Here is a 22,513-nt window from a genome sequence, read left to right as displayed (position 1 = left end):
AAAATTGCTGAGTACATCTTGTACTACAACACCGAACGTTTTCAGAAAAAACTCGGCGACCGCTCCCCAGTCGAATACAGGGAAACGATCGCCGCTTAACATACTCTTTTCTTACTGTCTACTTGACGGGGCTATGACCAGCGCCCCGAAACATATTATTTGTATTTAGCCCTCTAAATATGCAAGACTTCGAGCAATCGATAGATCATGGCGGCCGTTTCCGCCCTTGTCACCGCTTGGCTCGGGCGGAACGTCCCGTCGTCGTAGCCGTTGATAATTCCGGCATCGACGACCGTCCGGATCGCTGTCTTCGCCCACTCGGGCAGCTGCTCCTCGTCCACGAGTCGAGTCGCAGCTCCGGGTCGTGACGCGTCGGAACTTAACGCTCTGGCCAGCATCGCCGCCATCTCCGCCCGGGTGATCGCTTGGTGGCCTCGGAACGTCGTCCGGCCGTCATTCTCGTACCCTCGAATCAAGCCCGCTGCCGCGGCCGCAGCGACCCCTCGCTTCGCCCAATCCGGCGTTTCGGCGTCGTCGTCGAACGCTGGAGACGCTCCGGAGGACGCGAGTCCCAGCGCTTCCGAGATCATTTTGGCGAACTGCGCCCTCGTCACTTCCGCCTCGGGACGGAACGTCCCGTCTTCGAAGCCGTCGATGACGCCCATGCCGACGAGTCTTTCCGTATACGTCTCCGCCCAATGCCCTCCCAGATCCGCGAAGGATTTCGGTGCGTACGCGAACACGGCGAACTTGGTAAAGTGGTTCACGCTGACGACGATTCGGCCGTCTTCGTTCACGATGCCCCCGATAAAGACCCACCGTTCCGCCTGCTCGTCGTAATAATATACGGCGGGCCGAGCGCCTTCGGCGAGACGTTCCGGCTCGTAATGGAACGTCAATTCCAGCGGTTCGTCGAACAACCGTCCCGCCGTGCTCGTAAATTCGAGCACTTCGCTGACCGCTTGAAGCCCTGCGGCCGGAGGAGCCTCCTCCGCGGAGACGACCGCGACCGTCACCGTGCCCTGAGACCTTACGGCGCCCGGCGGGACGACTACGGTGACGATGCCTTCGAGCCCGCCCACCGAAGCTTGATTCGGCGAAAGTTGAACCTGCGCCGCGTTGCTGCCTCCGTTGTCGGCGGCAGGAGCCGTCGCGGTTCCTTGCTGCGGCTCTGGTTCTGGTTCTGGTTCTGGTTCTGGTTCTGGTTCTGGCTCTGGTTCTGGCTCTGGTTCTGGCTGCGGCTCCGGTTCGGGCTGCGGACGAACCCTCACGGTTCTCGTCGCTTCCGCCGAATTGCCCGCCAAATCGACTACGACATAGCGAAGCGTATACGTTCCGCTCGCGCCGGTATCAACCTTGCCGTCGACCGTTACAGGACCTGCAGTGCCGACATCGTCCGCCCCCTCGGCCCCTGGTTCTTCATACTGGTCGCCGACGGTCAGTTCCATCTCCGAAGGTCCGATTAGCGTCAGGACCGGCGGCGTACGATCGATCCGGACGCGGACCGCCAACGTCGATACGTTGCCCGCGCGGTCGGCGGCTTGGAACTCCAGCGCGTGCACTCCTTCTTCGGTCAGCGCGAGTTTGCTGCCGTTGGCGTACGCCCGCTTCGGCTCCCCGTTCAAGGAGAATGTCATCGCGGCCGGGTCGTTCGCTCCGTACACGGATACCGTCACGCTCAGATTCGTCCACTCGTCGTCGAAGTATGTGCCGCCATCCTCCTTCTCCATCGTCGCTCGCATGGACGGAGGCTCGCTGCTTACGCTGAACGGCAGCGACATCGTTACCGACGGATTCCACCGATCCGTCGCCGTCAACCGAAGCGCGTAATCGCCGCTCGGGAACAGACCAGGATCGATATCGAAGCCGTGGCCGAACGCCGTCTCGCCTTCGCCTGCAGGCAATTCGTATACGGCGCTCGTCACCGTTTGGCCTTGCTCGTTCAACACATCGTAATGCAGCGCCAGCGATCCTCCCGCTTCGACCGTGCGTACGTTTCCTGTCACAACCAAGCGGTCGTAGCCCGTGACATACGAAAACACGGTTTCGTTCAACGTTACCTTCTCGAGTTTCGGCGGCACTACTCGCACGACCGATATCGTATACTTCAACCGCTTCCCGTTCCCGGCGGTGACTTGCACTTCGATCGTGTTCAACCCGGCGGTCAACCCTACAGGTTCCGATGCCGTCCCGGTATCCGTCCGCGTCCCGTTCACGGCGACCGTCGCTTCCGCGTCGGCTACCGTCGGGGTAACCGTAACGAATGCCACGTCGAACGGCACATATACCGAATAGGTCGAAACGTTCGCGTCGAAGTCTGGAGACAACGTACCGGAGGAAAGCTGCAGCCCGCTCAAAGCCGCATTTCCGCTCGCAGGCGTCACTTCCTCTGTTGCGCTCGATGCCGCCGACGTCCCCGCCGCGTTCGTCGCCGTCACCGTGAACGTGTACGCCGTGCCGTTCGCAAGGCCCGTTACAAGGATTGGGCTGCTCGTGCCTGTCGCCGTAATGCCGCCCGGGCTCGACGTTACCGTGTAGCCCGTGATTACGCTGCCTCCGTCGTTGGTCGGCGGCGTAAAGCTCACCGTCGCCTCCCCGTTGCCTGCGACGGCGGTTACGTCCGTCGGCGCTCCCGGCACCGTCATCGGCGTGACGCTATCCGTCTCGCCCGACGCTGCCGACGTGCCCGCCGCGTTCGTCGCCGTCACCGTGAACGTGTACGCCGTGCCGTTCGCGAGGCCCGTTACAACGATTGGGCTGCTCGTGCCTGTCGCCGTAATGCCGCCCGGGCTCGACGTTACCGTGTAGCCTGTGATTACGCTGCCGCCGTTATTCGCAGGCGGCGTGAAGATGATCGTCGCCTCCCCGTTGCCTGCGACTGCCGTAACTTCCGTCGGCGCACCCGGCACCGTCATCGGCGTCACGGCCGTCGACGCGCTCGACGCCGCCGACGTGCCCGCCGCGTTCGTCGCCGTTACCGTGAACGTGTAGGCTGTGCCGTTCGCGAGGCCCGTTACGACGATCGGGCTGGTCGTGCCCGTCGCCGTAATCCCGCCCGGGCTCGACGTTACCGTGTAGCCCGTGATTACGCTGCCTCCGTCGTTGGTCGGCGGCGTGAAGCTGATCGTCGCCTCTCCGTTGCCCGCAACGGCCGACACCCCCGTCGGCGCTCCAGGTACCGTTCTCGGCGTCACGGCCGTCGACGCACTCGACGCTGCCGACGTCCCTGCCGCGTTCGTCGCCGTCACCGTGAACGTGTACGACGTACCGTTCGCGAGGCCCGTTACGACGATCGGGCTGCTCGTGCCCGTCGCCGTAATGCCGCCCGGGCTCGACGTTACCGTGTAGCCCGTGATTACGCTGCCTCCGTCGCTGATCGGCGGCGTGAAGCTGATCGTCGCCTCTCCGTTGCCCGCGGCCGCCGCAACTTCTGTCGGCGCTCCAGGTACCGTTTTCGGCGTCACGGCCGTCGACGCACTCGACGCTGCCGACGTCCCTGCCGCGTTCGTCGCCGTCACCGTGAACGTGTATGACGTACCGTTCGCGAGGCCCGTTACGACGATCGGGCTGCTCGTGCCCGTCGCCGTAATGCCGCCCGGGCTCGATGTTACCGTGTAGCCCGTGATCGCGCTGCCTCCGTCGCTGGTCGGCGGCGTGAAGCTGATCGTCGCCTCTCCGTTGCCTGCGACCGCCGTAACTTCCGTCGGCGCTCCCGGCACCGTCATCGGCGTGACGTTATCCGACTCGCCCGACGATGCCGACGTGCCCGCCGCGTTCGTCGCCGTCACCGTGAACGTGTACGACGTACCGTTCGCGAGGCCCGTTACGACGATCGGACTGCTCGTGCCCGTCGCCGTAATCCCGCCTGGACTCGATGTCACCGTGTAGCCTGTGATTGCGCTGCCTCCGTCGCTGGTCGGCGGCGTAAAGCTGATCGTCGCCTCCCCGTTGCCCGCGACCGCCGTAACTTCCGTCGGCGCACCCGGCACCGTCATTGGCGTAACGCTATTCGTCTCGCCCGACGCCGCCGACGTGCCCGCCGCGTTCGTCGCCGTTACCGTGAACGTGTAGGCTGTACCGTTCGCGAGGCCCGTTACGATAATCGGACTGTTTGCGCCCGTCGCCGTAATGCCGCCCGGACTCGATGTCACCGTGTAGCCTGTGATTGCGCTGCCTCCGTCGCTGGTCGGCGGCGTAAAGCTGATCGTCGCCTCCCCGTTGCCTGCGACCGCCGTAACTTCCGTCGGCGCACCCGGCATTGTCATCGGCGTGACGCTATTCGTCTCGCCCGACGCCGCCGACGTGCCCGCCGCGTTCGTCGCCGTCACCGTGAACGTGTACGCCGTGCCGTTCGCTAGGCCCGTTACGACGATCGGGCTGCTCGTGCCCGTCGCCGTAATGCCGCCCGGGCTCGACGTTGCCGTGTAGCCTGTGATTGCGCTGCCTCCGTCGCTGATCGGCGGCGTGAAGCTGATCGTCGCCTCTCCGTTGCCTGCGACCGCCGTAACTTCCGTCGGCGCACCCGGCACCGTCATCGGCGTGACGCTATTCGTCTCGCCCGACGCTGCCGACGTCCCCGCCGCGTTCGTCGCCGTTACCATGAACGTGTACGAAGTACCGATCGTCAGGCCCGTTACGACAATCGGGCTGCTCGTGCCCGTCGCCGTAATGCCGCCCGGACTCGACGTTACCGTGTAGCTCGTGATCGCGCTGCCTCCGTCGCTGGTCGGCGGCGTAAAGCTCACCGTCGCCTCCCCGTTGCCCGCGACCGCCGACACGCCCGTCGGCGCCCCAGGCACCGTCCTCGGCGTGGCGGCCGTCGACGCGCTCGACGCTGCCGACGTCCCCGCCGCGTTCGTCGCCGTTACCGTGAACGTGTAGGCTGTACCGTTCGCAAGGCCCGTCACCTTAATCGGGCTGCTCGTGCCCGTCGCCGTGATGCCGCCCGGGCTCGACGTTACCGTGTAGCCTGTGATTGCGCTGCCTCCGTTATTCGCAGGCGGCGTGAAGCTGATCGTCGCCTCCCCGTTGCCCGCAACGGCCGACACCCCTGTCGGCGCCCCGGGCACCGTCCTCGGCGTCACAGCCGTCGAGGCACTTGACGCTGCCGACGTCCCCGCCGCGTTCGTCGCCGTCACTGTGAACGTGTACGCCGTGCCGTTCGCGAGGCCCGTTACGACGATCGGGCTGCTCGCGCCCGTCGCCGTAATGCCCCCCGGACTCGACGTTACCGTGTAGCCCGTAATCGCGCTGCCTCCGTTGCTCGCCGGAGGCGTAAAGCTCACCGTCGCCTCCCCGTTGCCCGCAACGGCCGACACGCCCGTCGGCGCCCCAGGCACCGTCGTCGGCGTCACGGGATTCGAAGGCGCAGACGCCGCCGAAGTCCCATCGCCGTTCGCCGCCGTCACCGTGAACGTGTACGACGTGCCGTTCGTAAGCCCCGTCACCTGGATCGGACTGCCGAACCCCGTCGCCGTAATCCCTCCCGGACTCGACGTCACCGTATAACGGTGAAGCTTATCGCCCCCGTTAATCGGCGGCGGCGTGAAGCTGACGGTCGCCTCGCCGCCCTGCGCCGAAACCGCGGCGCTCACGTTCGTCGGCGCATCCGGAACGAATCCGATCTTAATGATTTCGTTGGTTCTCATGTCCACCATATATACACGCCCCGAAGCATCCACGCCCAAGCTAAGGGGCAAGCCTGTGTGTTGATTCGGGTATGACACGTTGACGTAAAGGAGCTTCCCAGTCGAGTCCATCTTTTGAAGCGTCCGATGCATAAGATCGATAACATATATATTCCCTACATAGTCCACGACAACGTCGACCAGCAACTCCGACCCCATCGAAAGGCCTTTGTAGGAAGCCAGTTGCGTCCCTTGATCATTCAGCTTAATCGTGTTTCCGATGTCATTGTTGACATACACGTTGCCCCTATGGTCTACGGTTAGAGAGTATGGCGTCATATCCGGATGCGAAAACGGCAGCAGTTCCCCGTTGGGACTTACCTTGAGCACATGCATTCCTGTATCATTTTCAGAAATGACATACATATTTCCCGAGCCGTCTACAGCGATATCGGCTAGCCCCTTAAACGATGAAGACGTGTATTGTCTTGCCATGCTGCCCGTCTTGGAGAATACCTGAATACGCTGGTACTCGGATACATAGATGTTCCCGGCCATATCTACCGCGATTCCCGTAGGGTCGTTGATCAGACTGACGCCGGTAGTCGTGACCCCCAACGTCGCGACGATGGCGCCGCTCCGGTCGATTTTCCGAATCCGATCGTTCGTAGCGTCCAGCGCATAAATGATGCCCGAAGGATCCACCGCGATGCGGTCGAGCTCGAATTGTGCCGCGATATGATGCGAATACACCGGCACAGGCGCCGTGTCCGTCATCGGTACGACGATCGCCGCGCGGCTGTTGCCGCTGTCCGCGACGTACAGCGTTCCGGAAGCGTCGACCGCAAGCCCGGCAGGAGACTTGAATTCCCCGTCTCCGGTTCCCGCGAAGCCGCCGTACGCACCGTAGATCGCCTGAATATTCCCGTCTTGGTCCAATTTCTGAATGCGATGATGGAAAGCGTCCGATACAAAAATATTGCCGGAAGCATCCACGGCGACGCCGTACGGCGTTCGAAACTGGTCGGTTCCTATCCTGCCGTAGGACTTGATCCACTTGCCCAGAGCATCTACTTTCACCACCCGATAATGGCGACTGTCGGCCACGTAGACGTTCGCCTCGCTATCCACTGCAATCCCGACTGGCGTATTAAGCGTGTAGCCCTCGCCTCCGGACCCGAACGCATACTGAAACTTTCCGTCCGCGCTCCACACCTGTACCCTGTGGTTGTACGTATCCGACACATAGATCAGCCCGGAAGGGGCAACGGCAATGCCGGCCGGAGCGTCGAATTGCCCGTTCCCGGTTCCGCCGCTTCCGAAAGAATCGATGAAATCGCCGTCCGGACTGAACTTCACGATGCGATCGTTCATGGAATCCGTCACGTACACGTTCCCTTGAGCGTCCACCGCCACCGCGTTCGGCCTGTTCAATTGACCGTCGCCGGTTCCTTGTTCGCCGAAAGAGAACAAATAGTTCCCCTCCCGGTCCAGCTTCAGAATGCGGTGATTGTTGTAATCCGTGACGTAAACGTTTCCTGAAGCATCCACGGCTACGCCGTACGGGAGATAATTTTCTCCGTCCACGCTGAAGGACGTAAACCCCGCTATGCTCGCGGATGCGGGGCCCGCGAAGCCCCCCCATGCCGCAGCCGAAAGGATCGCAATGATAACGGCAATGTACCCTTTTGCAAACTTAAAGCTCCTCATGTTCCCACTCCTTAAGGACGTTCGACTCACGTACTTCTTTCATCCGCCTTTTCTCATACTATGGGAAGCTCACACTAAGGAATAGGTCATAGAAGGTCACATTTTCGAGTGAAAAAGTCACAAAAAAGGCATGGGGCTCCGCACCGGTATGGTATAATCGAAAGGAAATCCTTTCTTTTACTTTCATCGAACCTGCCGGGAGCGAATCATGAACTTAAAGCATCCTATTTTTCATACGATCCTGTACCTCTCGCTGCTGATTACGTTCGTTTTTCTATACTTGCAAAACCCGGCCGACCGTCTCATCGTCACGACGCTTGCCAGCGCTTTCACCCTATTGCAAATCGTCAGATACCGCATTCTTGAAATGAGCTTGCTCCGAGGGCCCGGACGGTTCCTGTTCCTGCTCCAATGGGTCATCGTGTTCGCGCTGCAGATCATCGACGGGACGTTCATCCCCCAAATTTACTTTTTCATCATGATTACCGAGGCCGCCCTTCGCGCGCCCATCCGGTTTAGCGGCCCGTTTACGGTCGCTTGTTACCTCGGTTTCGCGTTAGGGGTTTACTTTCACTTCGGCATGCCGCCGTTCGGGGAAGTCAGCTTCGTCCTTCCTCGCATGATGGAATACGGAATGAACTTCGCGTTTTGCTATACCGCCCGCATGCTGAACGATCAGAAGGAGGAATTGAATCGGGCGCACGACAAGCTGAAAGCCGCTCATTTGCAGCTGGAAGAGAAAACGTTGATGGAAGAAAGAATGCGCATTTCCCGCGACATTCACGATCTGATCGGCCATACGCTGACGACGGCGCTCGTCGGCATGGAGGCGGGCAAACAGCTCGCGCTGCACCAGCGGACCGAGCAGGCGGTGGCGAAGCTGGAGCAGGCGAGAACGCAAGTGCTCGAAAGCTTGCAGCAAGTCCGCAAATCCGTCCATACGCTATACGAGCAAAAGTCGTTCATCCGCTTTAAGGGAAGCCTGCTCGAGCTGATCGACCGAACGGAGCAGGTCGCCGGCGTCCGCGTGCTGCACGCGATCGCCGACGATCTTCCTCCGATGTCGGCGCAGCAGGAAATCACCGTGTATCGGGCGCTGCAGGAGGGCTTGACCAACGGCATTCGGCACGGGCGATGCTCGGAATTCCGATTCGCCTTGCGGATTCAGGACGGCTGCGTTCATTTCGAACTGACGGATAACGGGGCCATGCCGAAAAAATGGAAGCTCGGCTTCGGCTTATCGGCGATGCGGGAGCGCGTCACGAAGCTTGGAGGACAGTTCGAGGTGGAAGCGGTCGAGCAAGGCGGTTGCCGGCTGCGGATTCTTCTTCCGCTGCCTGCCGCGGAAACGATGTCGGAAATTTCATAATTCACACCAGAGGTGTCGGCATAGGTGAAACCAATCAAACTCATGATAGCGGACGATCATTCGATTATACGGGACGGGTTCCAAACGATCCTTGAACTCCAAGAGGGGTTCGAGGTCGTCGGCACGGCGCGGGACGGGCGGACAGCCGTCGAACTGGCGTCGGCCGCAAAACCCGACGTCGTCCTGCTGGACCTGCACATGCCGGATATGAACGGGTTGGAAGCGGCCAGACTCATTAAGGGCAGCCATCCCAGCATGCATATATTGATTCTGACGTCGCAGCGCGACGACGAGCTGATCATCAAGGCGATGATCGCGGGGGCCAGCGGGTTTATCCTGAAGGATTGGGAGACGGCCGACATCGTCAGAGCGATTCAATCCGTGGTTTCCGGCCAATTGGTGATGCCGAACTCGATCGCGGGGAAGCTGTCCGAAGGCTTCGCCCGGCTAGAAACGCAGCCAACGGAGATGACGGAAGACGACATCGCACGCCTTGCCGATCGGCAGCCCTGGGAGAAGCTCGGCGCCCAGTTCTCCGCGCGAGAGCGGCAAATTATTTATTTGCTGCTGCAGGACCGAAGCAACGCCGAGATCGCCGACGCTCTCCATTTGTCGATCGGCACGGTAAAAAACTATATCAGCCTCATCTTGAAAACTTTAGGCGCGTCGGGCCGATCCGACGCTGCGCGGCTGATCAAAGAGCGATTCGGAACATGAACAAGGGCGCCGATTTACGGCGCCCTTTTGAATTCCGAGGGAGAATACCCGGTATATTTTTTAAATACTTTGCTGAAATATTGCGGATTGTCGCCGAAGCCGAGCCGCTCGGCGAGCTCGAACACTTTGACGTCGTCGGTTTGCAAAATCGACTCGATCGCCTTATCCATCCGCGCTTTCATGACGTAGTTGGAGAACTTTTCCCCGACTTCCTTCTTGAACAGTTTGCCCAAATAGTCCGGGTTCATGTACAGCATCTCCCCCGCGACGCTGTTCAGCGTCAGCGACGGGTTGCCGAGGTTCGCCTCGATAATGTCGAGCACCTTCTGCACGATGGAGGAATGCTTTTTCTTGTTGCTTTCGTAATGGCGAAGAGCGATAGCCCGCACCGTCGACTCGACCGTCTCGCGGAGCGACTGCAGCGTCATCGCGCCGCCCAGCTTCGTCAGCTCCTCCATATGCTCGTCGAGCCGCGCGGCGTCCTGCCGGACGGCCGCCATGAACAGCGTGATCGCATAAGATTTCGCTACCTCGGCGCCGATGCGAAGCGACGTCAGCCTGCCGAAAAATTCGTCGACGAACGCCGCGGCGTCCTCTACCCGCCCCGAACGGATCAGCATTGCGAGCCGCTCTTCGTCGATCTCGATTTCGCGCTCCGCCTCGCCGCTTCGTTCGTCGCCGCCGGCGATGTCCCGCTTCGTAATCAAGCTGCCCTCGCCGAGATAGAAGCGATGATTTAAGCACTCGAGCGTCTCGCGGTACATCGCGCGGGCGTTCGCCAGCTCGTCGGGCTCGCTCAGCGCGACCGTCGCGTCCATTTTGTAGAAGCTGCCGAAGACGGTTTTAATCGCGCCGAGATCGACTGCGAGCGTGCCGCTCTCTCCCTCGTCGCGAACGAGCAGCAGCACATGCTGGCCGATCGTCGTGCCGAGCAGCAACCTGTTCGAGCCGAGAATATCTTCCGCAATGTTTTTCAGCGCGAACAAATGCTCGAACTCGCACGCTTCCTCCGGTTGGAACAGAGCGAGACGCACCCGCTCCTCGATCGGGATGCCGAACAAGCTGCGGTACCGCTCCCAGTCGCTCCGTCCGTACGTTTTGTTCATGACGAATTCCTTAAGCAGCTGCTCCTTCGCGTGCGGCATCACTTTCTTATACTCGGCTTCCATGCGGGAGACGAACTGCTCCTTGTTCCGGCGCATGTCGAGCTCCGCGACGACCTCGCCGAGCGACCGGCCGATCGCCTCCTCGCTGCTCGGCTTGAGCAAATAATGTTTGACGCCGTACTGCATGGCGCTGCGGGCGTATTCGAACTCCCCGAAGCCCGACAGCACGATGAACGGCACATCGATTTCCTGCTCCCGCACGCGCGCGATCAGCTCTAACCCGTCGAGGCCCGGCATGCGAATATCCGTAATGACGATGTCCGGCTGATGCTCTAATATAAAATCGAGCGCTTCCACGCCGTTGCGCGCCGTGCCCGCGAGCTCGGTGCCGTATTCGTCCCATTTCATGACGCGGGAGATGCCCTCGATGATCATCCGCTCGTCGTCGACCAAAAGCACTTTATACATGTTGCTCCTCCTCCCGATCAAGCGGCAGCGTCACGGTCACCCGCGTGCCCGCCCCGTACTCGCTCTCCAGCGTAAGACCGTACTCCTCGCCGAACATGAGCCGAATCCGCTCGTCGATATTGCGAAGTCCGATGCCCGAGCCGCGCGTCGGCAGCTCGCCCGCCCGCCACTGCTCCAGCGCCTGCTTCGTCATGCCCGGACCTTCGTCCTCGACGACGAGCCGGATTCGGCCCTCCGCGACGTCCGCGCGGACGCGGATGCGGCAAGGGTCGATCATGCGCTCGACGCCGTAATGGATCGCGTTCTCGACGATCGGCTGCAGCGTCATTTTCGGCACGATGCACCCCTCGAGCTCCGGCGGCACGTCGGCTTCGAAATCGAGCCTCTCCTCGTACCGCACGCGCTGGATGGCGACGTAGTGCCGCAGCATCTCGAGCTCTTCCTTCAGCGGAATGAGCGGGTTTTTGTGGCTGATCGCGCTGCGCAGCAAATACCCGAGCGATTCGACCATCGTGGAAATATCGCGCTGCCCGCTGATTTTCGCGCTCCAATTGATCGATTCGAGCGTGTTGTACAGAAAGTGCGGATTGATCTGCGACTGCAGCGCCTTGAATTCGGACTCCTTGATCGCCAGCTGCTTTTTGAAATTTTCATTGATCAACTCGTTGATGCGGTCTAGCATGATACGAAAATTGCGGTGCATTTGCCCGGTCTCGTCCATCGGGAAATGCCGCTCCCCGGGCTCTTCTTCATACGTGAAGTTGCCTTTCTGCACGTTTTTCATTTTCGCGTTGAGGCTTTCGATCGGACCCGTGATGCCTTTCGCGAACCGGACGGAAAACACGACCGCCGCCAGGAAGAGCGAGGCGAATACGGCGAGAACGATGTTTTTCACCGTCAAAATCGCCCGGAACAACTCCTCGTACGGCATTAGCACGATATACGTCCATGGGATGTAACTTGACTTCGCGTACGTCAGAAAGTACCGATCGCCCCCGAGCGCAAGGATGTCGTACCCGCTCCGCTGCGTCAGATGGCGGTTGAGCTCCTCCGCAGGGAACGGCAGCTCCGTCTCCGTCGGAAGAATCGCTTGTCCATCGCTCATCACGACGAAGTGCGCGCCGTCGGCGTTAATGCCCCGCGTGTAATCGAGCGCGATGGCCGACAGGTCGATGCGAACCGCCAGCAAGCCGATCCGGTCGAGCTCGAGATTGCGGTACGAGCGAACTTCCCGCGCCGCCGACAGCGCTCGGTCGTTCTCGTCCGGATAAATCCACCGGTTGCCGCCGGACGCCTCCGCGGCCTCCTTCGCGATCATCCGCATGCGCGCCTCCGGAGTCGTGATCGCTTGGTTGCCCGTGCGGTATTCGAAATCTTCGATGTCGTGCAGCTGAATCGACAGCACGTATTTCTCGAAGCCGCCGAGCTCCACCATCCGGTTGCGCAGCTCCGTGGACGTAAGGAATTGGTCGTAATTCGTGCTTTCGTCTCTTACATCCAGCAAATATTGCTGGATCATCGGGTCGGTGGCGATGCGGAACGACAGCCGCTCCATTTTGCGCAGCTCGGTCTCCACCCCGAAGGATGACGTGTTCAGCGATTGCGAAGCCTGCGCGTACAGCTCGCGGTCGTATACGTCGAAGACGTATTGGAACACCGCCGTCCCGCTCAAGCAGACCAGCAGCATGACGCTGGCAATCAGGACGATCACTTTATGTTTGATGCGCAAATTTTGATAAAGCGCTTTCAATTTCGTGACGAAACTCATGGGTCTTCCCCCTTCGTTTCTACCCGCGTTTCAATACCCCAGTATAGCGGTACGTGCCGGTTTCGTAAATGACAACCTCGTGCCAGCGCGGGTTTGCGGAGGGCGGGCGCGCACCGCGAAGCAGGCGGGGGCATCCGTGCGGCTGCGCGGCAGGCGGGGGGCTGCAGCGCCCTAGTGGCGGCGACACCACCCGCCAGCGCGGGCTTATTCGCCTGGCGGAGGGCCGCCGCACCGGCCAAGGCGCCACCCCTGCGCCCAACGACCGACACGGGCTTATGGGTAGGAGGTACGCTTGTTATGGAACCACCGGTTCCTTATTATGCGTACTCCCTACCCATCTTCGCCCGAGGGAGGGGCGACGCCCCCAGCCAGCGCGGGCTTATGGGTAGGAGGTACGCTTGTTATGGAACCACCGGTTCCTTATTATGCGTACTCCCTACCCATCTTCGCCCGAGGGAGGGGCGCTCGCGCGGTAGCGGGGGGCGCACCGTTGCGGCAGGCGGGCGGCTGAAGCGCCAAAAGGCGGCGACGCCACCGGCCAGTGCGGGCTTATTCGCCCGGCGAAGGCCCGTTCCACCCGGCCAAGGCGCCACCCGCGCCCAAAAGGCGACGCCCCGATTAGCGCGATCAGCCGCAAAAGCGGTCCGGCTTCCGGGGGATCCTCCCGTCTTACCGGCCCGCGTCGTCGTGCAGCATTTTATACATTAGAATATCGTCCACGTACCGGCCGCCGATGCAAAATTCGTCCACGAGCCGGCCTTGCGCGCGGAAGCCCAGCTTCTCGTAAAACGCGATCGCCTTCTCGTTCGTCGACATGACGCGCAGGCTCAGCTTCCGCTTCCCTTGCGCCTTCGCCTCGACGCAAGCCGCCTCCACCAGCTTGCGGCCGATGCCGAGCCCTTGGAAATCGGGATCGACCGCGATCGCGAGCTCGGCGACATGGGCGTTGCTCTCCATGCGGGACGGGGTGCGCCATACGATCAAGCCGCACACCGCGCCGTTCGCGACGGCCACCAGCCCGCTGCCGACCGCATGACGCTCCCGGTACTCCGCTTCGGTCACTTCGGCGACATGCGGCGAATTGGTTTCGTTCCAAACCCGGTTGTTCAGCGCCGCGAGCGCCGGGATGTCTTCCTCCCTCGACCATCGCACGGTTACTTCCGTGTTCATGCCCCGTCCCCCGTTCCACCGTAATTTCGACCGGAATAATATACCATACAGCAACTGGCTAGGTGTATACTGGAAGCAGAATTCTCTTCGATTTCATGGAGAAACGAGGCGGTTCTGGTGCGAATCCCCGAATCGGCGATCCAGCAATATCGATATACGGAGCAGTGGTACCAAGCGTCCGCCTCCGCGGCGGCGGCCCGCCCGCACGCCGCGTCGTACCGAATGCCGGACGCGAACGCGCTGCTCGGCTTCGCCGCCTCCGCCGCCGAACGGCTCGGCGACGTCGCCGCCCGCGCGGACGCGGCGCGCGCCGCGGCGCTGCGGGCGAGGAGCGGCGTGTTCGAGCGAATGACGGCCGCGTCGTCGAACCCCGACGCGGCGACGGCGGCGGCGACGGAGCGGGCGAAGCCGGACGCGTACGACATCGTCGTCGAGCGCGTCGCGGCGGCGCAGCGGAACGCCGGCCGGGCGCTCCCGGCGGAGCAGCGAGGCGGCTTCGCAGCCGGCGCGCACCGGCTGGCGATCGCGACCGCCGGGCGGACGACGTACGCCGAGGCGCGCATCGACGCGGCGGATACGAACGCCGCCGCGCTCGGCAAGCTGCGCGACGCGATCCGCGCGTCCGGCGCCGAAGCGCGCGCATCGGTCATCCGCGACGCGGCGGGCGGCACGGTGCGGCTGCAGCTGACCGCGCCGGGCACCGGCTCGGACTACGCGTTCGAGGTACGCGACGTCGCGGGCAGCGCGGCGGCGGACAGCGGCATCGACGCGGCGACGGAAGCCGCGGTCGACGCGCGCTACCGCGTGAACGGCGGCGAGGCGCGCACGTCGTCGTCCAACACGGTGCCGCTCGATAACGGCCGCGTGCTGGCGACGCTGAAGCGTGCGGGCGGCGAGCCGGTGCGGCTCACCGTCGGCCCGGACGCGTCCGCGGCTGCGAATGCGGCGAAGGAGCTGGCCGGCGCGTACAACGCGCTGCTCGGCAGCGCCGCCGCCGCCTCCGGCGCGCTGCACCCGGCGACGGCGCGGCTCGTCGCGCGGCTGCCGGCCGACGGCCTCGAGGACGCCGGCATCCGCAGGCTGCCGGACGGGGCGCTCGCCGTCGACGAAGAGCGGCTGGCCGACGCGCTGACGAGCCGCTACGGGGAAACGGTCCGCAAGCTGACCGGGTCCGGCGGACTGGCCGGCGCGATCGACCGGATCGCCGCAGCGATCGCGGCCGCTCCGACGTCGGCGCTGCTCCATCCGAACCTTCGCGCGGCGCAAGCGGGGCTCCCGCTTTACGCGCCGCGGCTAGGCGCGTATCCGGCTTGGCTCGGCATGAACGGACTGCTGCTCGACAAGACGTATTAAAATAGACAACGCCCCGAAGCGGCATTCGCCGTCTCGGGGCGTTCGATCATCACGTCTCCGGCTCCGTCGCCTCCAGCACGAGGCGATCCAGCTCCGCTTTCGCGCGGCGCTTCTCCTCCGGCGAATAGCCGAGCTTCCGGGCCATCGCCTCGACCGAGGCGTCCCCCCACTTCCGCACGCGCGCGATGTCGAAGTACAAATCTCCCGTACGCCGCACCCAGAAATCGGCCGGCGTCAGCGCCATTTCCCGCTCGATCGCGTACATCAGCATGCCGTACACGTCGAGCGGCAGCCCCGCGCGTACATCCGGCGACCGACCGCTGGAAGCGTACCGCATCACCTCCGGCGCGTTAGAGCCGTACCGGCGGGCGATGCGCGCGGCCGCGTCGAGCGGCAGCCCGGCCGCCTGCGCCTCGACCATCCGCGCCTGCGCGAACGCCGCCCAGCCCGCCGAGCCGCCGACGTCGCCGCCCGAAATCGGCAGCGTTCGGGTGACGCACGGGCCGAACGGTCCGGCGCCGGATGCCGCGAGCCGCGCCGCGAGCCGGTCGACGACGGTCTCCGCCATCTTCCGATAGCCCGTCAGCTTGCCGCCCGCGATCGTCACGAGCCCGGACGGCGAAACAAAGATCTCGTCCCGGCGCGACACCTCGGACGGCGCCTTCCCTTCCTCGTAGACGAGCGGCCGAAGGCCCGCCCAGCTCGACTCGACGTCGGAGGCCGTCAACCGCAGCGCCGGGAACATCGCGTTCGCCGCAGCGAGCAAATACGTCCGGTCCGCAAGCGACATGCGCGGAGAAGCCGGGTCGCCGGCGTAGTCGGTGTCGGTCGTGCCGACGTACGTCTTCCCGTCGCGCGGAATCGCGAACACCATGCGCCCGTCCGGCGTGTCGAAGTACACCGCCTGCCGCAGCGGAAAGCGCGCCCCGTCGAACACGAGGTGAACGCCCTTCGTCAGCCGCACCGTCTTCCCCTGCTTGGACCGGTCCTGCTCCCGCAGCGCGTCGACCCAAGGCCCGGCCGCGTTGACGACGACGCGCGCGCGCACCTCGCAAGAGGCCCCCGTGCGCCGATCGACGACGCGCGCCCCGCGCAGCTTCCCGTCTGCGCCGTAAAGCAGTTCCTCCGCTTTCGCGTAATTGACGCAGACCGCGCCGGCGTCGGCCGCCTTTTTCATCACCTCAATCGTCAGCCGCGCATCGTCCGTCCGATACTCCACGTACCGCCCCCCGCCGAGCAAACCGTCCCGTTTCAACAGCGGCTCCTTCTCGAGCACCTCGGCGCTCCCGAGCATCGTCCGCCGCTCCGACCGCTTCACGTCCGCCAGCCGGTCATACACGTACAGCCCGAGCGACGTCGCGAACCGCCCGAACGTACCGCCGCGGTAAATCGGCAGCAGCATCCACTCGGGCGTCGTCACGTGCGGCCCGTTCTCGTACACGACCGCCCGCTCTCGGCCGACCTCCGCCACCATGCGCACCTCGAGCTGCTTCAAGTACCGAAGCCCCCCGTGCACCAGCTTCGTCGAGCGGCTGGACGTGCCGGCCGCAAAATCCTGCATCTCGACGAGCGCCGTCTTCATGCCCCGCGTCTGCGCGTCCAGCGCGATGCCCGCCCCTGTAATGCCGCCGCCCACGACCAACACGTCGTACTCCGTCTCCGCCAGCTGCCGCAAAGCTTCTTCTCTCGTATACATCTTTATCCCACACTCCTCTCCGTCTTCAAGCCAGCCACGCAAAAGCAAAAAGACGCCCATAACCGACTCCGCCGCGCATTGCTGCGCACCGGTCCGATCAGGCGTCTCCAAGTCTCCCACCGTAATTATGAACTTGTAAATGATTGTAACATAGCGGAATCCCGCCGTCTATTTAAATGCCATCGCCGCTTGGACAGCCTTCCGCCAGCCCTCGTATAATGCATGCATACGCGCGGGATCGGCGGAAGGTGCGTATTTCGCGCCAAGCTTCCAATTTTCTGCGATCTCGTCCCGACTGCTCCAGAAGCCGACGGCCAGTCCCGCCAAATACGCCGACCCGAGCGCCGTCGTCTCGTTCACGACCGGACGTTCCACGCCGACGCCGAGCAGATCGCTTTGGAACTGCATCAGCAGATCGTTCGCCGACGCGCCGCCGTCGACGCGGAGCGTGCGCAGTTTCAACCCGGAATCCTGCTCCATAACGTCCAGCACGTCCCGCGACTGGTAGGCGAGCGACTCGAGCGCCGCCCGAATGAAATGCTCCTTCGTCGTGCCGCGGGTGAGGCCGAAGACGGCGCCGCGCACGTCGCTGTCCCAATACGGCGTGCCGAGGCCGACGAACGCCGGCACGACGTACACGCCTTCCGTCGACTCGACTCGGCCGGCGTACGTCTCGCTGTCCGCGCTCGCCTTAATCATGCGCAGGCCGTCCCGCAGCCACTGCATCGCCGAGCCGGCGACGAATACGCTGCCCTCGAGCGCGTACTCCACTTTGCCGCCGTACCCCCACGCGATCGTCGTCAGCAAGCCGTGCGCCGACGGCACCGCCTCCTCCCCGGTATTCATCAGCATAAAGCAGCCGGTGCCGTACGTGTTTTTCGCCATACCCTTCTCGAAGCAAGCTTGCCCGAACAGGGCCGCCTGCTGGTCGCCCGCGATGCCGGCGATCGGTACCCGCGCGCCGAAAAAATGATGCTCTACCGTATGGCCATACACTTCCGAAGAGGAGCGCACTTCCGGCAGCATGGCGCTAGGTACCCGAAGCATCGCGAGCAGCTCGTCGTCCCAACGCAGCTCGCGGATGTTGTACAAAAGCGTACGGGACGCGTTCGAATAATCGGTGACGTGCGCCGCGCCGCCCGTAAATTTCCAAACGAGCCACGTATCGATCGTGCCGAACAGCAGCTCCCCGCGCTCGGCCCGCTCCTGCGCGCCGTCCACATGGTCGAGCAGCCACCGCACCTTCGTGCCCGAAAAATACGGATCGATTAACAGCCCCGTGCGCTCGCGCACCATCTCATTGTGGCCGGCTTCCCGCAGCGCGTCGCACAGCTCCGCCGTCTGCCGCGACTGCCAGACGACCGCGCGGTGAATCGGACGGCCGGTGGCACGGTCCCAGACGACGGCCGTTTCGCGCTGAGTCGTGATGCCGATCGCCTCGATTTGCTTCGCCTCGATGCCGGCCTTGGACAGCGCCGACGCCGCGACCGCGAGCGCGGAAATCCATATTTCCTCGGCGTCGTGTTCGACCCACCCCGGCTGGGGATAATATTGGCGAATTTCTTGCTGTGCCGTCGCGACGACGCCCCCGGAGCGGTCGAACACGATCGCCCGCGTGCTCGTCGTGCCCTGATCGATCGACAATACATACGTTTCCATAAAAAATCACTCCTCCTCTACGTCTTTCGTCCGGCAAACTCCCGCCACAGCGCCGCGTTCGACGTCGTCACGGCCTCCGCGCCCGCCTCGATCGCCCGCTCGACGTCCGCCGCCGACCGGATGAGACCCCCCGCGAAAATCGGAATCCCGGTCGTCTCCCGCACTTCCGCGATCATATGCGGCAGCACGCCGGGCAGCACTTCAATAAAATCGGGAGCCGTCCGCTCGAGGAGCTTGTAGCCTTTTGTAAGCGCATTCGTATCCAGCAAAAACAACCGTTGAATGGCGAGCAGGCCGTTCTTCTTCGTCCGTTCGACGACGCTCGCCCTCGTCGAAATGAGCCCGGCCGGCTTCACGAACTGGCACAAAAACTCCGCCGCGTACTCGTCGTTCTTGAGGCCCTCGATCAAATCGACGTGCAAGAGTGCCTTCTTCCCGTTCGCCCGCATCAAATCGACGACCGGCTTGACTTGGCCGATATGCGTATCGAGCAGCACAAGATATTCGTACGGCAGCGGCAGCAGCCGCTCGAGATCCTTCATCCGGCGCACGGCCGGAAGTATGGTTTGACCATGGAACGCCATCCGTTACATCGCTCCTCTTAACGCAAAAAATCACATCGAATTGCCAGTTCTCGCCCTGTGCAAATGGATGTGATTCTCCGGTTCTACTCACCTTGTATGAACTTGGTTCCCATTATAGAATCAAAAGAAGCACCGTGTCAACGGCGCTGCATGATTCGGAAAACCCGCGGGAATGGTAAAGCGGGGGGTGCGACCTGTGGAACAGATCGAAACGTCGAAACCGGAACTGGCGCCCGTACCGATCTGGCGGTGCCGGAACCAGGAATGCAAAGCGTGGGTGCGCGACGAACTCGCCGCCTCCGCCGCGCCCGGAGCCGGGCCCGATTGCCCCTTGTGCAAAGGGCCGATGCTCCGCGGCATGAAGCATTTGCCGAAGCTGGTCAAGAAGGTGAAGGCGCCGAAGAAGAAAGCGCCGGAAGACGCTTGGCTGCAATAGACGTCCCCGCAGCGCGAAGCCCCCGGAAACCGGCGAACCGGTCCCTCGGGGGCTTCCTCGCGAAACGACATAACGAAGCGCAGGTGCCGCATGATCGTCAAATTTACATACGTTTCGGATTCGTACAAAGTGAAAGGCTACCTCGGCGTACCCCCGGGCTGCCCAAGCGCGGACGCCGCCGTTCGCCGCGCCGCCTCAGCCGCCTCGGGCTTACCCGAAGACGAGCTGCCCGTCGAGCTCGTCGCCTCCGGCGCGCGAACGGCCGCAGCCGCTCGAAGCTCCTTCCCCGCGATCGTCTATTGCCGCGGCGGCGTCCGCAGCGTCGGCCGCGTCCGCCCGCATTGGATCGACTCGTTCGCGAGCCGCGGCTTCGTCGTCATCGCGCCCTGCTACCGCGGCGACGAGGGCGGCGAAGGGCGCGACGAGTTCGGCGGCGCGGACCGCGAGGACGTGCGAGCGATCATCGAGCTCGTCCGAGCGCTGCCGTTCGTCGATCCCGCGCGGGTGTCGCTGTTCGGCTTCTCGCGCGGCGCCGTCAACGCGGCGATCGCCGCCGCCGAGGACCCGCTCGTGCACCGCCTCGTCCAATGGGGCGGCGTCGCCGATCTCGCGCGCACGTACGAGGAGCGCGTCGACCTGCGCCGCACGCTGCGGCGCATGATCGGCAACGCGCCGGCGAAGCTGCCGGACGCGTACCGCGCCCGCTCGCCGCTGCACCTGGCCGGCCGATGGCGCTGCCCGACGCTCGTCGTGCACGGCACCGCGGACGCGCAGGTCGACGTCGGCCACGGCCTCGACCTATACGCGCGGCTGAAGGAGCTGGGCGTCCCGGCCGAGCTCCACCTCTATCAAGGGTACGGCCACCATCTCCCGTATCTCGCGCACGAAGCCGCGATCGACCGGATGGCCGAGTGGCTCCGCCGCGAACGCGGTTAAGCCGGACGCGGCGGAGCCACTCGGCCGCGCCCAGCGTCCCTCGAGGGACGATCGAACCACATGCCCACGGCCCTAAGCGCTTAGCGGACGGCCTCTTCCGCCGCCGGACCGAACTGCGCCTCGTGCAGCCGCCGGTACACGCCCCCGATCGCGAGCAGCTCCTCGTGCCGGCCCTGCTCCGCGATGCCGTCCTCGGTGACGACGACGATCCGGTCCGCATGCTTGATCGTAGCGAGGCGATGCGCGATGACGAGCGTCGTCCGCCCCTCGGACAGCTCCGCGAGCGACTGCTGGATCGCCGCCTCCGTCTCGGTGTCGAGCGCGGACGTCGCCTCGTCGAGAATCAGGATCGGCGGATTTTTCAAGAACATCCTCGCGATCGCAAGGCGCTGCTTCTGCCCGCCCGACAGCTTCACGCCGCGCTCGCCGACGACCGTCTCGAGCCCGTCCGGCTGCGCGCGGATGAACTCCTCGAGCCGCGCCCGCCGCGCCGCCTCCCACAGCTCTTCCTCCGTCGCGTCGAGCTTGCCGTACGAGATGTTTTCCCGCAGCGTGCCGGAGAACAGGAACACGTCCTGCTGTACGACGCCGATGTGCTTCCGGAGCGATTCGAGCGTCATTTTCTTAATGTCGATGCCGTCGATCGTAATGCGCCCTTCATCCGCGTCGTAGAAGCGCGGGAGCAGGCTGCACAGCGTCGTCTTCCCCGCCCCCGACGGCCCGACGAAGGCGATCGTTTCCCCGGCGCGGATGGCGAGGTCGATGCCGTCGAGCACCCGCCGCTGCCCTTCATAGCCGAACGACACGCCTTCGTAGCGAATGTCGCCGCGCAGCCCGCTCACCGGGGCAGCGTCCGGAGCGTCGGCCACGTCCGGTGCCGTATCCATGATTTCGACGAACCGTTTGAAGCCGGCGATCCCTTTCGGATAGCTTTCGATGATCGCGTTGATTTTCTCGATCGGCCGGAAGAAGACGTTTGTCAGCAGCAGGAAGCCGATGAACTCCCCGGCGGTCAGCTCGCCGCGAATGACGAAATACGCCCCGCTGATCAGCACGAACACCTGCACGAGCCGCATGAGCATATAGCTGATCGACAAGTTGAAGCCCATGATTTTATATTGCAAAATTTTCGCGTCGCGAAAGCGCAAATTGTTCGCCTCGAACAGCTTCCGCTCGTGCTTCTCGTTGGCGAACGCCTGCACGACGCGAATGCCGCCGATGCTGTCCTCGACGCGCGCGTTGAAATCGGCGACGTCTCGGTACATCCGGTCGACCGCCTTCGTCATCCGCTGATTGCAGACGATGACGAGCCACATGATGAGCGGAATGATCGCGAACGTCAGCAGCGCCAGCTTCCAGTTGAGGAACGCCATCAACGTGAAGGCGCCCATCAGCGTCATGATCGCGATGAACAAATCTTCCGGCCCGTGGTGGGCGACCTCCCCGATTTCGAACAAATCGGTCGTGAGGCGCGAAATCATATGGCCGGTTTTGTTGTTGTCGAAAAAGCGGAACGACAGCTTCTGCATATGCGCATACAGCGCGCGCCGCATGTCCGTCTCGATGTTGATCCCGAGCTTATGCCCCCAATAGATGACGATAAAATTCAGGAACATCGTAAGAAGATAGAGCGCCAGCAGGCCGAGGCACGCCCAGACGATCACCGTCCAATTGCCGCTCGGCAGCAGCCGGTCGACGACTTGATTGACGGCGATCGGGAAGCCGAGCTCGAGCACGGCCGCGACGACGGCGCAGCAGAAATCCACGAGGAACAACGTTTTATAGGGTCGGTAATACGAGAAAAACCGTTTCAGCATCGGACTGACCTCCAAGCATGGCATGGTGCACACGTTCCCACTTTATCCCTATCGATTTGGGACGTCAAGATCGAAGCCGGTGCGGACAAATAGCGGA

The 22,513-nt window shown here is 63.2% G+C and carries 14 protein-coding genes; 6 read left to right on the top strand and 8 right to left on the bottom strand.

Features of this window, described 5'->3' with window-relative positions; genetic code table 11:
• The first annotated feature begins 3 nt into the window (after nt 1-3).
• Nucleotides 4-99: an IS3 family transposase gene (locus VE009_RS12490; RefSeq protein WP_414694752.1), complete on the top strand. Its 96-nt coding sequence runs from the start codon at nt 4-6 to the stop codon at nt 97-99.
• 74 nt (nt 100-173) lie between these two features.
• Here the strand turns inward: VE009_RS12490 and VE009_RS12485 are convergent, their stop codons facing one another.
• A complete protein-coding gene (locus tag VE009_RS12485) occupies nt 174-7,337 on the bottom strand; it encodes a fibronectin type III domain-containing protein (RefSeq protein ID WP_325008015.1) in 7,164 nt (2,387 codons plus the stop codon).
• Between the two features lie 208 nt (nt 7,338-7,545).
• Here VE009_RS12485 and VE009_RS12480 point away from each other — a divergent pair, with 208 nt between their 5' ends.
• Together VE009_RS12480 and VE009_RS12475 are read left to right on the top strand one after the other, a co-directional pair.
• Nucleotides 7,546-8,706: a sensor histidine kinase gene (locus tag VE009_RS12480; RefSeq protein WP_325008013.1), complete on the top strand. Its 1,161-nt coding sequence runs from the start codon at nt 7,546-7,548 to the stop codon at nt 8,704-8,706.
• Nucleotides 8,707-8,730: 24 nt separating this feature from the next.
• Complete coding sequence (locus VE009_RS12475; RefSeq protein ID WP_325008011.1) at nt 8,731-9,423, top strand: response regulator transcription factor; 693 nt, start codon at nt 8,731-8,733, stop codon at nt 9,421-9,423.
• A gap of 14 nt (nt 9,424-9,437) precedes the next feature.
• Here VE009_RS12475 and VE009_RS12470 read toward each other — a convergent pair whose 3' ends face one another.
• From VE009_RS12470 to VE009_RS12460, 3 genes are all read right to left on the bottom strand, one after another.
• Complete coding sequence (locus VE009_RS12470) at nt 9,438-10,997, bottom strand: response regulator transcription factor (RefSeq protein WP_325008009.1); 1,560 nt, start codon at nt 10,995-10,997, stop codon at nt 9,438-9,440.
• A complete protein-coding gene (locus VE009_RS12465) occupies nt 10,990-12,765 on the bottom strand; it encodes a sensor histidine kinase (RefSeq protein ID WP_325008007.1) in 1,776 nt (591 codons plus the stop codon). The genes VE009_RS12470 and VE009_RS12465 overlap by 8 nt, the downstream gene beginning before the upstream one ends.
• 669 nt (nt 12,766-13,434) lie before the next feature.
• Complete coding sequence (locus VE009_RS12460) at nt 13,435-13,935, bottom strand: N-acetyltransferase (RefSeq protein ID WP_325008005.1); 501 nt, start codon at nt 13,933-13,935, stop codon at nt 13,435-13,437.
• A 117-nt stretch (nt 13,936-14,052) separates the two neighbouring features.
• On the opposite strand from VE009_RS12460, the gene VE009_RS12455 reads away from it, so the two are divergent.
• Nucleotides 14,053-15,288 (top strand): hypothetical protein, encoded by a 1,236-nt coding sequence (locus VE009_RS12455; RefSeq protein ID WP_325008003.1) that lies wholly within the window; start codon nt 14,053-14,055, stop codon nt 15,286-15,288.
• A gap of 49 nt (nt 15,289-15,337) precedes the next feature.
• Here the strand turns inward: VE009_RS12455 and VE009_RS12450 are convergent, their stop codons facing one another.
• From VE009_RS12450 to VE009_RS12440, 3 genes are all read right to left on the bottom strand, one after another.
• The gene (locus VE009_RS12450; protein WP_325008001.1) at nt 15,338-16,984 is read right to left on the bottom strand and encodes a glycerol-3-phosphate dehydrogenase/oxidase; all 1,647 of its coding nucleotides are present in this window, start codon (nt 16,982-16,984) and stop codon (nt 15,338-15,340) included.
• Between the two features lie 168 nt (nt 16,985-17,152).
• A complete protein-coding gene (gene glpK, locus VE009_RS12445; protein WP_325007999.1) occupies nt 17,153-18,643 on the bottom strand; it encodes a glycerol kinase GlpK in 1,491 nt (496 codons plus the stop codon).
• 17 nt (nt 18,644-18,660) lie between these two features.
• The gene (locus VE009_RS12440; RefSeq protein WP_325007997.1) at nt 18,661-19,227 is read right to left on the bottom strand and encodes a glycerol-3-phosphate responsive antiterminator; all 567 of its coding nucleotides are present in this window, start codon (nt 19,225-19,227) and stop codon (nt 18,661-18,663) included.
• Nucleotides 19,228-19,423: 196 nt separating this feature from the next.
• Between VE009_RS12440 and VE009_RS12435 the strand changes: the two genes are divergently transcribed.
• Complete coding sequence (locus tag VE009_RS12435; protein WP_325007995.1) at nt 19,424-19,663, top strand: cold-inducible protein YdjO-related protein; 240 nt, start codon at nt 19,424-19,426, stop codon at nt 19,661-19,663.
• Nucleotides 19,664-19,753: 90 nt separating this feature from the next.
• Nucleotides 19,754-20,599 carry an alpha/beta hydrolase family protein gene (locus tag VE009_RS12430; RefSeq protein WP_325007993.1) on the top strand — a complete coding sequence of 282 codons (846 nt, stop codon included), beginning with the start codon at nt 19,754-19,756 and terminating at the stop codon, nt 20,597-20,599.
• An 80-nt stretch (nt 20,600-20,679) separates the two neighbouring features.
• Here the strand turns inward: VE009_RS12430 and VE009_RS12425 are convergent, their stop codons facing one another.
• The gene (locus tag VE009_RS12425; protein ID WP_325007991.1) at nt 20,680-22,416 is read right to left on the bottom strand and encodes an ABC transporter ATP-binding protein; all 1,737 of its coding nucleotides are present in this window, start codon (nt 22,414-22,416) and stop codon (nt 20,680-20,682) included.
• Nucleotides 22,417-22,513 lie beyond the last annotated feature (97 nt).

It is taken from the genome of Paenibacillus sp. (genome assembly GCF_035645195.1).
In the GTDB taxonomy this organism is placed as follows: Bacteria; Bacillota; Bacilli; order Paenibacillales; family YIM-B00363; genus Paenibacillus_AE.
Note: the sequence above shows the minus strand (reverse complement) of the source record. Positions and strands in the feature narration are given on the sequence as shown.